Source organism: Bacterioplanoides pacificum (genome assembly GCF_042648445.1).
In the GTDB taxonomy this organism is placed as follows: domain Bacteria; phylum Pseudomonadota; class Gammaproteobacteria; order Pseudomonadales; family Oceanobacteraceae; genus Bacterioplanoides; species Bacterioplanoides pacificum.
Map to the genome: position 1 here is coordinate 473,291 of NZ_JBHRYB010000001.1, position 12,926 is coordinate 486,216.

Here is a 12,926-nt window from a genome sequence, read left to right on the forward strand (position 1 = left end):
GGGATTGCCGTATGAAGGTTGTGAATAAATGGCCGGTCTGGCTGTGTCTGTTGTTGTCGTTACTGACCAGCTCTGCCCAGGCGTTATCGGTATATCAGGTTAATGCCCGGCTGCACTTCGGTGGTCAGCTGAAAACCGACAGTGCTTTTGTTATTCTCGAAAACGATACCAGCCGCTTTGAAGAACACGGCGCCGGGGGCTATAGCCTGGTGTTGCGTGTGGAGCAGAATGCCGGTGGTAGTTATACCGTGCAGGCAGAGATATCGGCCGATCAGGGAAAAGGTCAGATGCTGCTGGGGAGTCCGGCGCTGACACTGGAAAAAAACCAACCGGCTCAGGTGTCGTTTACGTCAGAAAAGGTCGGCAGGGTTGATCTCAGCCTGACTCTGACCGAACATCGGCATATTGATGAATCCGAACTGCAAGAGTGCAAATACGTCGAGTGCGATTAAACCAGATCTTTTGTTATACCGTTGTCGGCCTGCTCCTGATGGTGCTGGCCGGGTGTGAAGATTCCCGCCAACCCATTCTGCGTGGGGTTAAACAGCAGGTAGCCGCCATTTTCGGAAGCCCGTCAGAGGACTCAGAACAGACCGCTGAGGAACCGCGGCTGCCTCCGGAGCCTGAAAGCGATAAAAGTGAGGGTGTTGCAGAATCACAACCTGTGGTTGAGATTGACCTGCGGACTCAGGAAACCGTGCGCCGGATTCTCGATCTGCAGTTACCCGAAGACCTGCGCCATGGTCAGCCCCAGGCACAGCCCGCTGATCAGTGGCAGGATCAGGCACTGATCGGCGAACACCAGACTTTTCCCAATCTGTTTGATGCAGAAAAGCCACAAAAAAAAGAATCGCCGGTCGACTTTTCCGGTAAATTGCACTGGGAGCCGATGCCGGGCGAAGAGGAATTGCTGATTCCGCCACTCAATACCATTGAAGGGGTGGAAGTCGAAATTACTGTGAAGACCCGCTGAAACGCCGCAGGCTGAGCTGATAAATAACCGCCAGCACGAATACCCAGCAGGCGGGTAGCAGCAAGGCATCAACACTGACGACACTGAATAACCAGGCGCCGGCGATGCCGCCGGCAAAAAAACTGGCGAGAATGCCCAGTTGTAAGCGCAGCTGGGGTTTTAACACCCGCCGCCGGGCCAGCAGGTTACCAACGGCTGAGCCGATATCCGATAAAATACCGGTCATGTGTGTGGTGCGGATGACGGAGCCACTGTAAGTTGCCACCATCGCATTCTGCAAACCGCAGGCTGCTGAAGCCAGCCATTCGCCAGCGATATGGCCCTCGCGGAATAACCACCAGGCCAATAATAAACACAATGACTCCAGCGTCAGGGCGACGCCGTAGCGGCGGCCTTTTTTTAACGCTTCATTACCGATGATGATGCCACTGGCAATCGCGCCGATAAAAAAGCTGATCAGCAGCGCGCCACCCGACCACAGCTCGGCCCCGGCGCGCTGGCTGGCAGCGCTGGCGGTACTGGTCAGGGTACCGGTGATGTGGGAAACCGCCTGATGATCAAAGCTGAGCAGGGCGATGCTGTTGATATAACCGGCGCTGAATGCCAGTACGATACAGGCGATCAGGATCCAGCCGGGAATGTTACGGATCATACCGGGCTCCGTTAGCTGGAAATAAACTCCAGCCAGGCAATTAGCAGGGCTTCAAAATCTTCCAGACCACAGCCGGCGACTTCTTCGCTGTCGTAAAAGTTCAGGCCTTCCTCGCTGATCTGGTCAAGCTGCCCGGCGTCGTCGTGTTGTGCCAGGCTATTGGCTTTGATTTCCACTTCGTCGCGGTTCAGTGACAGAATAAATTCGCGACCGTCGATATCCAGTGCTTCAAAAATGCCGTCACGGATCTGAGCGATATTATTCAGGATGCCGGTGACCCGTTCGCCATCGGCACCAATTTCGTCCGTCAGCCAGCGCCCCAGTGCTGCCTGTTCCATCGACAGGCTGGCCTGGGGGCCGCGGGCGCCGTAACTGAACTGGTATTCCATCAGTCCTGCTCCATATCCGCGCTGTTGGCCAGTGGCCAGCCACCCAGATCTTTATAGCGATTGACGATATAACAAAACAGTTCAGCTGTTTTATAAGTATCGTATTCGGCGCTGTGGGCCGAGTTATTATCGAACTCAATGCCCGCGGTTTTGCAGGATTTGGCTAACACCGTTTGCCCCAGTGAAATAGCGGCAATGGAAGCGGTATCAAATGATGAAAACGGATGAAACGGGTCGCGTTTAATATCGTTACGATCCACGGCGGCACGCAGGAAACCGTGGTCGAAATGGGCATTATGACCCACCAGTACCGCCCGGTTGCAGCCGTATTGTTTTATCTCACGGCGAATGGTCTGAAACATCTCGGTTAATACGTCGATTTCAAATTCCGCATCACGCTCCGGATCAAACGGATCAATGCCGGTGAAATCGAGTGCTTCCTGCTCCAGGTTGGCGCCATCAAACGGATGAATATTGGCCGACAGGGTTTCGTGTGGGTGCAGGTAACCGTCGTCATCCATGCGCAGAGTGACCATGGCAATTTCCAGCAGGGCATCGGTACGGGCGTTAAAACCGCCGGTTTCGACATCCACCACCACAGGTAAAAACCCGCGGAAGCGCTGTGCCATTAATGACTTTTCCTGTTTTTCGTCGCTCATCGGAGATCCTTAGTAGTCCAGTTTCCAGCGCAGGGTTTCGCCGGCCCGCAGCGGTACAATAATGTCGCTGCCAAACGGCATTTCCTGAGGGGCCTGCCAGTCTTGTTTGATCAGGGTGATTTCATCGCTGTTGCGTGGCAGACCATAAAAATCGGGGCCGTGGTGGCTGGCAAATCCTTCCAGCTTGTCGAGTGCGCCCAGATCGTCAAAAATTTCTGCGTATAATTCGATAGCGGCATAAGCGCTGTAGCACCCGGCGCAACCACAGGCACTTTCTTTGGCGCCTTTGGCATGCGGGGCTGAATCGGTACCGAGGAAAAATTTGGCGCTGCCACTGACAACCGCATCCTGCAATGCCTGCTGATGGGTGTTGCGTTTCAGTACCGGCAAACAATAGAAATGTGGTTTGATGCCGCCAACCAGCATATGGTTGCGATTATAGGCCAGATGCTGAACGGTAATTGTGGCGGCGACATTGGCGCCCTGGCTGCTGACAAAATCGGCGGCGTCTTTGGTGGTAATGTGCTCCACCACCATGTTCAGATCCGGATGGCGCGCGGCCAGCGGCACCAGAATTTCGTCAAGAAAGCGCTTTTCGCGATCAAAAATATCGATGTCGGAATGGGTAACTTCACCGTGTACCAGCAGTTTGATGTCGTTTTCAGCCAGCACTGCGGCCAGTTCATCCAGTTTGCCCAGGTCGGTCACGCCGGAGTCGGAATTGGTTGTGGCACCGGCCGGATACAGCTTTACGGCGACAATATGACCGGCCTGTTTGGCCTCACGGATCATTTCCGGGGTGGTGTTATCGGTCAGGTAGAGCACCATCAGTGGATTGAAGTTCAGCCCCTGTGGCACTTTCGACAAAATGCGGCTGCGGTATTCCAGCGCCTGTTCAGCATTCATCACCGGCGGCTGCAGGTTTGGCATAATGATCGCCCGCCCCATTACCCGGGCTGTGGCCGGCACGGTATGTTGCAGTACAGCGCCGTCGCGCAGGTGCAGATGCCAGTCGTCAGGACGGGTAATGGTGATGCGCTCAGTCATAGGGGCAAACCTCAGCTAATCTTGAAGGATGGATTTGGCGCGCATTGTACCGAAAAACAGCGGCTTTTTCTTAATTATCTCGGCGGCCTGCCGATAACCCCAACAGGCCCTGTATCCGGGTCTGATGACGTATCGAACACGGTTGGATTATGCCCCGATTAACTGCTCTGCTATTGCTGATGATGCTGACGCCGATAACCCAGGCGGCGGAACCGTTATTGTTCCGCGCTGGCCTGGACAATACCGAATGGCTGCTGAGCGGCTCGGTATTTGAGTGCCGTTTTGCCCAAACGGTGCCGGATTACGGCAGTGCCGTGTTTTACCACCGGGCCGGGGAAGACGTGCATTTTCAGCTGGAAACCAGCCGCAACCTGATGGATTACAGTAACGCGAGGGTCAGTATTCTGCCGCCGGACTGGCAACCGAGTGTTAAGACTGAATTCCTGGGAACGGCCCGTATCGTGAAAGATACTCCTAACCTGACACTCGATCATGAACGTACCAATCGCTTTTTACACGCCCTGATGGAAGGTAAGTGGCCAACCATCAGCCATAAAACCTACTATGATCCGCAGCGTTATATCCGTGTACAGGTGGCGGCGTTCGCCTTCGATGACTTCTATCAGGATTACCTGCAGTGTGTAAAACAGCTGCTACCGGTTAATTTTGATCAGGTGGCGCGTTCCAAGGTGTTTTTTGCCGCCGGTGAAAACGCCATCGATCGAAAAGACAGTAAAATACTGGATACCATTATTTTTTATATTCAGCATGACCCTCGGGTGTTTGCGGTGTATCTGGATGGTCATTCAGATAATCAGGGGCGGCGTTATGATCAGCGCCAGATGTCCAAAGCCCGGGTTGAAGATGTTGAGCGTTATTTTATTAAACAGGGCATCAACCCGGATATGATCACTACCCGGTTTCACGGTGGTCGTTATCCGGTGGCCAGCAACAACACGGCGAAAGGCCGGGCGGCAAACCGCCGGGTAACCATCCGGCTGGAGCAGCGTGACGATGTGCCGATTCCGCCGGAGTTATTGTTTCAGTTACCGCCGCGCAACGACCGCTGACCGCGTCGCCCTTGGCGTGGCACAGTACAACCAGTACAATATGCTCCCTAAATTTTTCTGTTGCCCGGTATGTCTCGCATTCCGGGCCTAATCGTCCTGGAGAATTCCATGTCAGACATCAAAAAAGTGGTGTTGGCCTATTCCGGTGGTCTGGATACCTCGGTCATCGCCAAATGGCTGCAAACTGAATACAACTGTGAAGTGGTGACCTTTACCGCTGACCTGGGTCAGGGTGAAGAAGTTGAACCAGCGCGCGCCAAAGCCGAAGCACTGGGTATTAAAGAGATTTATATCGACGACCTGCGTGAAGAGTTTGCCCGTGACTTCGTTTTCCCGATGTTCCGTGCCAACACCATTTACGAAGGTGAATACCTGCTGGGTACGTCCATTGCCCGTCCGCTGATTTCCAAACGACTGATCGAAATTGCCAATGAAACCGGCGCCGATGCCATTGCTCACGGTGCAACCGGTAAAGGTAACGATCAGGTGCGTTTCGAACTCGGTGCTTACGCACTGAAACCCGGCGTTAAAGTGATTGCGCCGTGGCGTGAGTGGGATCTGAACTCGCGTGAAAAACTGATGGCATATTGTGATGAGCACAACATCAAAGTTGAAAACAAAGCGGGTAAAAAGTCTCCGTATTCAATGGATGCCAACCTGTTGCACATCTCCTACGAAGGTGACCTGATCGAAGATCCATGGGCGGAGCCGGAAGAAGATATGTGGCTGTGGTCTGTATCGCCGGAAAATGCCCCGGATGAAGCAACCTACCTGAACATTACCTTTAAAAACGGTGATGCCGTAGCGCTGGACGGTGTGGAAAAATCACCGGCCACCATTATGGAAGAGCTGAATAAACTGGCCGGTGCGAATGGTATTGGCCGTGTTGATATCGTAGAAAACCGCTACGTTGGCATGAAAGCCCGTGGTTGTTACGAAACACCGGCGGGTACTGTGCTGCTGAAAGCACACCGCGCGATTGAGTCTATTACCCTCGACCGCGAAGCCGCTCACCTGAAAGATGAGCTGATGCCGAAATACGCCAGCCTGATTTACAACGGTTACTGGTGGTCTCCGGAGCGTCAGATGTTACAGGCTGCCATCGACGAAACTCAGAAAGTGGTTAACGGTGAAGTTCGTCTGAAGCTGTATAAAGGTAATGTGATTGTTGTTGGTCGTCAGTCTGAAGATTCGCTGTTCGACGAAGCCATTGCTACCTTTGAAGACGATGCCGGTGCTTACGATCAGAAAGATGCAGAAGGGTTTATTAAACTGAACGCCCTGCGTCTGCGTACTGCCGCGAAAAAAGGCCGCAGCCCGCTGAAATAAGCAGGCCGGTTAGCAAGCAGAAAACCGCCCCGGTTCACGCCGCGGCGGTTTTTTTATGCGTAACCGAACGGTCGGCAACCCACACCGTCAGTGTGTGGTTGACACCCGCGAACTCAGGTGGGAATGTGAACGTCCTTACACAACGGAGTGCTGATATGTCCGAACTGGATGGTTTATTACGCGATAAAGTACGTTTGTTAGGTAATGTGCTGGGGCAAACCATTGCCTCGCAACATGGCGAAGAGATGCTGCAACGGATTGAAGATATCCGTCAGCAGGCTAAAACCGCCCGCAGCGGTGATAAGGCGGATCGTGATCGTTTATTAGCCATGCTGAAAACCATGCCGGATGATGCGCTGGTGCCTGTGGTTCGCGGTTTTAATCAGTTCCTGAACCTGGCCAATATCGCCGAGCAGCAACATTCTGCCAGCTGGCGGCGCAGTGATTTTCTGCAGGATGATGCTGACCTGTTATTTAATAATTTGCTGGATGAACTGCAACAAAAAGAGACTGAGGGACTGGATCTCAGCCAGCAGGTGGCAGACGTTAATATCGAACTGGTATTAACCGCTCACCCAACAGAAGTAACCCGCCGTACCCTGATTCAGAAATACGACACCATTGCCCGGTTATTACAGCAGCGTGATGACCTGCGTGATGGCCACCCACAACTCGATCAGCTCGAGCAACGGATTGCATCGCTGGTGGAAGAAATCTGGCAAACCGACGAAATTCGTCAGGTGCGACCAACCGCAGTCGATGAAGCCAAATGGGGTTTTGCGGTGGTGGAAAATTCATTGTGGCAGGCGGTACCGGCGTTGTTACGCCAGCTGGATCAGGAATTACGCCAGCGCGGCAGCAGCGCTCTGCCATTAACGGCTGCACCGGTGCGGTTTTCTTCCTGGATGGGCGGCGACCGTGACGGCAACCCTAACGTGACGTCCGTGGTGACCCGGGAGGTTTTATATCTGGCCCGCTGGATGGCGGCGGATTTATATCTGCGTGATATCGAAGAACTGGGAACCCAGTTATCGATGTCGGCTGCGTCCGTGGCATTAAAACAACAATATCCGGTGCACGAACCGTATCGCGCCTGTATACATGAATTACGCGATAAACTGGAAGCCACCCGAAAATGGGCCGCCGAAAAGGCCAAAGGGCGCGACAGTCAGTTAACTCCGATCCGTACTGCTGAGGAATTATTTCAGCCGCTGATGTTGTGTTACAACAGCCTTAATGAATGTGGCCTGGATACCGTTGCCAATGGCTTATTACTCGATACTCTGCGCCGGCTTGCCTGTTTCGGGACTTCTCTGGTGCGGCTGGATGTGCGTCAGGAATCAACCCGCCACGCCAATGTGATACAGGCAATTTGTGATTATTACGGCTGGGGTGATTATCACGCTTGGGATGAAGCCACAAAACAACAGTTTTTATTAAAAGAACTGGCTTCAAAACGACCGTTAATTCCGACCCGCTGGCAACCGGATGACGAAGTCCGGGAAGTGCTGGATACCATGAAGGTGATTGCTTCTGACGTTGGCGAAGGGGTGTCGTGTTACATCATTTCGATGGCCAGTGAGCCCTCCGATATTCTTGCCGTGGCGTTGTTATTACAGGCCTGTGAAGTACGTGATCACCTGCCGATTGTGCCCTTGTTTGAAACCCTTGATGATCTGGAACAGTCGTCGCAGCGTATGGCGAGCCTCTGGGCCGTGGACTGGTATCAGCAGTATTGTCAGGGCCATCAGCAGGTGATGATTGGTTATTCGGATTCGTCCAAGGATGCTGGTCAGCTGGCGGCGGTCTGGGCGCAATACCGGGCGCAGGAAAGTCTGTCGCGGGTTGCTAAAGACAATAATATCCGGCTGCGTTTATTCCATGGCCGTGGCGGAACGGTTGGCCGTGGTGGTGGTCCGGCACACAGCGCAATTCTGGCGCAACCACCGGGTTCGGTTGCCGGCGGGTTACGGGTAACGGAACAGGGCGAGATGATCCGCTTTAAATTCGGCATGCCGGAAATTGCGCTGAAAAACCTGAAGATATATGTGTCCTCGGTGCTGGAGGCGAATTTATTGCCACCGGAAGCGGCTAAACCACAATGGCGCGAAATTATGCAATCACTGGCTGCGGCCGGGGTAGATTCGTATCGCCATATGGTGCGTGATACGACGGATTTTGTGCGTTATTTCCGCGCCGCAACGCCGGAACAGGAACTTGGCAGTTTGTCATTAGGCAGCCGGCCAGCCCGGCGAAAAAGTGGCGGCGGTATCGAAACATTACGTGCGATTCCTTGGATTTTTGCCTGGACTCAGATGCGTTTAATGCTGCCGGCCTGGCTTGGAGCTGACGAAGCATTAAAACGGCATATCGACGCTGGTCAGTTAGCTTTGATTCAGCAAATGTATCAGCAATGGCCATTTTTCCGCACCTATATCGATATGCTGGAAATGGTGGTGTACAAAGCCGATGCTGAGCTGGCGGAATATTATGAACGGCGTCTGGTCGAGGCAGAACTGCAGCCGCTGGGCAGCACGTTACGCAGTCGTCTGGCTGATATGCGTGAACGGGTACTGCAGATTAAAGAACAACAGACGTTATTACAGGATAACCCACTGCTGGAACATTCCATGAGTGTGCGTAATCCGTATACCGACCCGCTGCATTACCTGCAGGCGGAGTTATTGCATCGCAACCGGTTAGCCGCTGACAGCAGCAGCGAGCAGGTTGAGCGGGCATTAAAGGTGACGATGGCCGGGATTGCCGCCGGGATGCGAAATACCGGCTGATACGCCGTTATTGTGGTGTCACTATCGACTAATAGAGCCGGGAGGTGCCGGATTTGACTTGGTATAACTACCAAAGTCGAGCGGTACTTTCCCGGCTTTTTTTCGACAATGACTTGAGCGAGGGCCTTGCTGGCGGTAAGGTTAGGCCAATTTTTCTCCGCTACTGGCTAAAGAATAACCAAATTAGCCCGGTAGCCACCGTTTTTAAATAACCAGTAAGGAGTTTGCGCATGCGCGTAATTCTGTTGGGTGCGCCAGGTGCCGGTAAAGGTACACAGGCCCAGTTCATTTGTGAAAAGTTTGATATTCCTCAGATTTCTACCGGCGATATGCTGCGTGCTGCAGTAAAAGCAGGCAGTGAACTGGGTCTGAAAGTAAAAGAAATCATGGAAACCGGTGGTCTGGTATCCGATGACATCATTATTGATCTGGTAAAAGAGCGTATTCAGCAGGACGACTGTGGCAACGGTTTCCTGTTTGATGGTTTCCCGCGCACCATTCCACAGGCGCAGGCATTGCTGGACTCAGGCGTGGAAATTGATCATGTGCTGGAAATTGACGTTGCAGACGAAGAAATCGTGAAGCGTTTAGGTGGTCGTCGTGTTCATCCGGGTTCCGGTCGCGTTTATCACGTCGTTTACAACCCACCTAAAGTGGATGGTAAAGACGATGAAACCGGTGAAGAGCTGATTCAGCGTGACGATGATCAGGAAGAAACGATCCGCAAGCGCCTGGCTATCTATCACGAGCAAACGGCGCCGCTGGTCAGCTTCTACAAAGATCTGCAGGCTAAAGGTGGTGCAGCGCCAAAATACAGCCATGTTCCGGGTGTGGGCTCACTGGAGCAGATCACCGCATCGGTGATGACAGCACTGAGCTGAAACGGAATTATTTGAAAGGGGCCTGCGGGCCCTTTTTTTGTGCCCGGCCGATAATATTCCTTCTGTGTCCCCGCGATGTTGTTTCCCTGGCGATTTAGATGTTCGCTAACGTGCTGATAAATAATGACTTATCTCTGCGGATAACAGCTGAAGCCAGCACCATAAAATTGTTAATAACGGTTTATTTCATTCGTGATTAAGTCGCGCAGAAAAGCCGCCTGGTCATATTTTATTTCGCCATATAATCGCCTGTTTGCTTCTGTTTCTGCTGCTGAGATTATAAAAAACAGTCGTAATCTTAGTGGTGGATTTTATGACAGCTCAATTTTTTAACCGCGCGCTGATTTAAACGCAGCATGGATAATAATGCCGTTCAAAAGCGCGTTATGACGGAATAGCACCGTCCCGAATCAAGTAATTGCATTATATTTGGCCCAATAACGGCAAAATTTGCTATTAATGACCAATATTTTTTGGTTTTTTAAAACAAAAATACTATTATTGCATCGAATAGTTATTGTACAGTTTTAATTGTACCTACTACGGTTTCTGATCAGGCAAAAATAAATCGAGGACTAGTCATGGCACGACCAAAGAAAGCTCCTGCAAAACGCGGGCGTAAGCCGGCCGCTAAAAAAGCAGAAGCACCAGCTTTACCAAAAGCTGTTGCTGCTGCAGTGAAAGCGGTAGAGAAAGCAACCAATGCAGTTGCTGCTCAACAAACCAAAGTGGAAGCAGCTGAGAAAAAAGCAGCAGCGGCCAAAGTTAAAGCAGCTGCGCTTAAAGCAACAGCAGCAAGTAAGCGTGCAGCCACGACGGCTAATGCGAAAGTAAAAACGGAAAAAGAAAAACTGCAGGCAGCGAAAGCAGCTCTGCGTGACGCTAAAACCGCACTGAAAGTTGCTGAGATTGAAGCGAAAGCGGAAGAAGCAGCAGCAGCCGCTAAAGCAGCAGTCGCCGCTTTTGAAGAGCAACTGACAGGCAAAGCCGATGCCGATCTGGCAAAAGCCGTTGCCGCATTTGAAGCCAAGTGGCGTAAAACCCGTGCTAAGCAGGATGCTGTTAAAGTAAAAGCACGTGCTAAGAAAGAAGAAGCCAAAGCCAAAGCAGCAGCGAAAAAGCTGAAAGCCAAAGCTCAGGCTGCAGCAAAAGCCGCAGAACCAAAAGCTAAGCCAGGTCGTCCGGCGAAAGCAAAAACAGCAGCGGCAAAAGACGGTGCACCAAAGCGTCGTGGTCGTCCGCCAAAAGCGGCAGCACCGGCAGCAGCAAAAGACGCAGCACCTAAGCGTCGTGGTCGTCCGCCAAAAGCCGCTGCTCCGGCAGCAGCAAAAGACGCAGCACCTAAGCGTCGTGGTCGTCCGCCAAAAGCCGCTGCTCCGGCAACAGCAAAAGACGCTGCTCCTAAGCGTCGTGGTCGTCCGCCAAAAGCCGCCGCTCCGGCAGCAGCAAAAGACGCAGCACCTAAGCGTCGTGGCCGCCCGCCAAAGGCTGCTAAATAATCAAAAAAGCCCGGTTCGCCGGGCTTTTTTGTGTCTGTCCGGTAGCGTTCCCTGTCGTTGGGCTATGGTATACTGCCGCCGCTTTTTTAAAGGGGTGATTATGGCCAACCTGTTAATTCTCGATGCTTCCTCATCGCTGTGCTCGGTTTCACTGTTAACCGCAAACGGCGACGTTCATTTATGCGAGCAACAACCTCGTCGTCATGCACAGCGTTTATTACCTATGGTCGATGAAGCGTTACAACAGGCGGGGGTCGACAAAACTGCGCTCGACGGCATTGCTTATGGTCGTGGGCCGGGCTCTTTTACCGGTATCCGTATAGCGGCGTCGGTTATGCAGGGTATTGCCCTGGCGTTAGCGTTACCTGTGTTTGGTGTTTCCTCGTTACAGGCCATTGCCCAGCAGCTGGCGCAACAAAATGGCCGGCTGTTGCCCGGCAGTCGGATTGCGGTGGTGACCGACGCTCATATGGGTGAGGTATTCTGGGGTATGTTCCAGCTGAACGAGCAGCGACTGGCGCTAGCAATCAATGATGAGCGGGTCGGAGCGCCGCCGTTATGTTTGCAACAGTTGCAGGACTTTGACGGCATAATTGCCGGTGATGGGCTGCAGCTGGAAGCATTTGCGGCGTTGGCCGGGCGTGACAACTGTTACCCGGATATTCCGCTGCAAACCGAAGCGATGGCACCACTGGTACATCATGCCTGGCAACAACAGGCATTTGGTAATGAAGAACAACACGCTCCGGTGTATCTGCGCGACTCAGTGGCCTGGAAAAAGCTGAATGAACAACCGAGTTTATTAAAACGTTAAGGGCTTTCGCCTGTCAGGGAATAACTGTGGATCTGATTGAAATCATTGTACTGGCCTTATTGCAGGGGCTGACCGAATTTTTACCCATCTCCAGTTCGGCACATCTGATTCTGCCGTCGCGCTTATTCGGCTGGGATGATCAGGGATTGGCGTTTGATGTTGCGGTTCATGTGGGTACCTTATTGGCGGTGATGGTGTATTTCCGGCGCGATATTGTGGTGCTGACGCAAAACTGGCTGACCACAGGTTTCAGCCGTACGCCTAACACTGAGGCCAGGCTGGCCTGGTATGTTGTGGTGGCAACCATTCCGGCCGGTCTGGCGGGATTATTGCTGAATGACTGGATCGAGGCGAATTTGCGTTCCACCGCTGTGATTGCAGCCACTACGATCGGGTTTGGATTATTGCTGGGGTTTGCGGACAAAAGCCGCAAAGACGGCGTTAGCCTGGTACATATGACACTGTTGATGGCACTGGTGATCGGCCTGGCACAGGCACTGGCGCTGATTCCCGGTACTTCACGTTCAGGGATTACTATTACTGCTGCATTACTGGTCGGGTTGCACCGGGTTGAAGCGGCACGTTTTTCTTTTTTGTTGTCTATTCCGTTAATACTGGCCGCGGGTGGGTTAAAAACTCTGGAGCTGATGGATTCTGTGTTACCGGTCGACTGGCAATCACTGGCGCTGGGCGTTTTGTTGTCGGCACTCAGTGCTTGGGTGTGCATTTATTATTTTCTCGCCTTTATTAATAAAATCGGCATGTTGCCGTTTGTTATTTATCGCTTAGTGCTGGGCCTGGTGTTAGTGGCATTTTTTATCTGA

At 52.6% G+C, this 12,926-nt stretch carries 13 protein-coding genes; 9 read left to right on the forward strand and 4 right to left on the reverse strand.

The annotated features are described in order from the left end of the window. The first annotated feature begins 11 nt into the window (after window positions 1-11). Together ACFOMG_RS02140 and ACFOMG_RS02145 are read left to right on the forward strand one after the other, a co-directional pair. Entirely contained in the window at window positions 12-452 is a 441-nt protein-coding gene (locus tag ACFOMG_RS02140) for a hypothetical protein (RefSeq protein ID WP_376864457.1), read from the forward strand. After that, window positions 428-973 carry a hypothetical protein gene (locus ACFOMG_RS02145; protein WP_376864458.1) on the forward strand — a complete coding sequence of 182 codons (546 nt, stop codon included), beginning with the start codon at window positions 428-430 and terminating at the stop codon, window positions 971-973. The genes ACFOMG_RS02140 and ACFOMG_RS02145 overlap by 25 nt, the downstream gene beginning before the upstream one ends. Here ACFOMG_RS02145 and ACFOMG_RS02150 read toward each other — a convergent pair. Genes ACFOMG_RS02150 through pyrC form a run of 4 tightly spaced genes read right to left on the reverse strand, consistent with a single transcriptional unit; the run spans window position 954 to window position 3,720 of the window. Then, window positions 954-1,625 carry a YoaK family protein gene (locus tag ACFOMG_RS02150; protein ID WP_376864459.1) on the reverse strand — a complete coding sequence of 224 codons (672 nt, stop codon included), beginning with the start codon at window positions 1,623-1,625 and terminating at the stop codon, window positions 954-956. The two genes, ACFOMG_RS02145 and ACFOMG_RS02150, sit on opposite strands and share 20 nt — an antisense overlap. An 11-nt stretch (window positions 1,626-1,636) precedes the next feature. Beyond that, window positions 1,637-2,014, reverse strand: coding sequence for a YacL family protein (locus ACFOMG_RS02155; protein WP_376864460.1), 378 nt, complete (start codon window positions 2,012-2,014; stop codon window positions 1,637-1,639). Continuing rightward, window positions 2,014-2,673, reverse strand: coding sequence for a ribonuclease T (gene rnt, locus ACFOMG_RS02160; protein ID WP_376864461.1), 660 nt, complete (start codon window positions 2,671-2,673; stop codon window positions 2,014-2,016). Before rnt ends, ACFOMG_RS02155 begins: the two co-directional genes overlap by 1 nt. Before the next feature lie 9 nt (window positions 2,674-2,682). Further along, window positions 2,683-3,720 carry a dihydroorotase gene (gene pyrC, locus ACFOMG_RS02165; RefSeq protein WP_376864462.1) on the reverse strand — a complete coding sequence of 346 codons (1,038 nt, stop codon included), beginning with the start codon at window positions 3,718-3,720 and terminating at the stop codon, window positions 2,683-2,685. 149 nt (window positions 3,721-3,869) lie between these two features. On the opposite strand from pyrC, the gene ACFOMG_RS02170 reads away from it, so the two are divergent. From ACFOMG_RS02170 to ACFOMG_RS02200, 7 genes are all read left to right on the forward strand, one after another. Beyond that, the gene (locus tag ACFOMG_RS02170) at window positions 3,870-4,790 is read left to right on the forward strand and encodes a flagellar protein MotY (RefSeq protein ID WP_376864463.1); all 921 of its coding nucleotides are present in this window, start codon (window positions 3,870-3,872) and stop codon (window positions 4,788-4,790) included. A 108-nt stretch (window positions 4,791-4,898) separates the two neighbouring features. Continuing rightward, window positions 4,899-6,119: an argininosuccinate synthase gene (locus tag ACFOMG_RS02175; protein ID WP_376864464.1), complete on the forward strand. Its 1,221-nt coding sequence runs from the start codon at window positions 4,899-4,901 to the stop codon at window positions 6,117-6,119. A 155-nt stretch (window positions 6,120-6,274) separates the two neighbouring features. Beyond that, a complete protein-coding gene (gene ppc, locus ACFOMG_RS02180) occupies window positions 6,275-8,908 on the forward strand; it encodes a phosphoenolpyruvate carboxylase (protein WP_376864466.1) in 2,634 nt (877 codons plus the stop codon). A 230-nt stretch (window positions 8,909-9,138) separates the two neighbouring features. After that, window positions 9,139-9,789, forward strand: a complete 651-nt coding sequence (adk, locus tag ACFOMG_RS02185) for an adenylate kinase (protein ID WP_376864467.1) — start codon at window positions 9,139-9,141, stop codon at window positions 9,787-9,789. 581 nt (window positions 9,790-10,370) lie between these two features. Beyond that, entirely contained in the window at window positions 10,371-11,288 is a 918-nt protein-coding gene (locus ACFOMG_RS02190) for a hypothetical protein (RefSeq protein ID WP_376864468.1), read from the forward strand. A gap of 100 nt (window positions 11,289-11,388) precedes the next feature. Further along, a complete protein-coding gene (gene tsaB / locus ACFOMG_RS02195; protein WP_376864470.1) occupies window positions 11,389-12,102 on the forward strand; it encodes a tRNA (adenosine(37)-N6)-threonylcarbamoyltransferase complex dimerization subunit type 1 TsaB in 714 nt (237 codons plus the stop codon). Window positions 12,103-12,128: 26 nt separating this feature from the next. After that, window positions 12,129-12,926, forward strand: coding sequence for an undecaprenyl-diphosphate phosphatase (locus tag ACFOMG_RS02200; protein WP_376864472.1), 798 nt, complete (start codon window positions 12,129-12,131; stop codon window positions 12,924-12,926).

Coding starts and splice junctions, on each gene's coding strand:
- ACFOMG_RS02140 (WP_376864457.1), top strand. CDS start 12: ATGAAGGTTGTGAATAAATGGCCGGTCTGGCTGTGTCTGTTGTTGTCG.
- ACFOMG_RS02150 (WP_376864459.1), bottom strand. CDS start 1,625: ATGATCCGTAACATTCCCGGCTGGATCCTGATCGCCTGTATCGTACTG.
- ACFOMG_RS02155 (WP_376864460.1), bottom strand. CDS start 2,014: ATGGAATACCAGTTCAGTTACGGCGCCCGCGGCCCCCAGGCCAGCCTG.
- rnt (WP_376864461.1), bottom strand. CDS start 2,673: ATGAGCGACGAAAAACAGGAAAAGTCATTAATGGCACAGCGCTTCCGC.
- pyrC (WP_376864462.1), bottom strand. CDS start 3,720: ATGACTGAGCGCATCACCATTACCCGTCCTGACGACTGGCATCTGCAC.
- ACFOMG_RS02170 (WP_376864463.1), top strand. CDS start 3,870: ATGCCCCGATTAACTGCTCTGCTATTGCTGATGATGCTGACGCCGATA.
- ACFOMG_RS02175 (WP_376864464.1), top strand. CDS start 4,899: ATGTCAGACATCAAAAAAGTGGTGTTGGCCTATTCCGGTGGTCTGGAT.
- ppc (WP_376864466.1), top strand. CDS start 6,275: ATGTCCGAACTGGATGGTTTATTACGCGATAAAGTACGTTTGTTAGGT.
- adk (WP_376864467.1), top strand. CDS start 9,139: ATGCGCGTAATTCTGTTGGGTGCGCCAGGTGCCGGTAAAGGTACACAG.
- ACFOMG_RS02190 (WP_376864468.1), top strand. CDS start 10,371: ATGGCACGACCAAAGAAAGCTCCTGCAAAACGCGGGCGTAAGCCGGCC.
- tsaB (WP_376864470.1), top strand. CDS start 11,389: ATGGCCAACCTGTTAATTCTCGATGCTTCCTCATCGCTGTGCTCGGTT.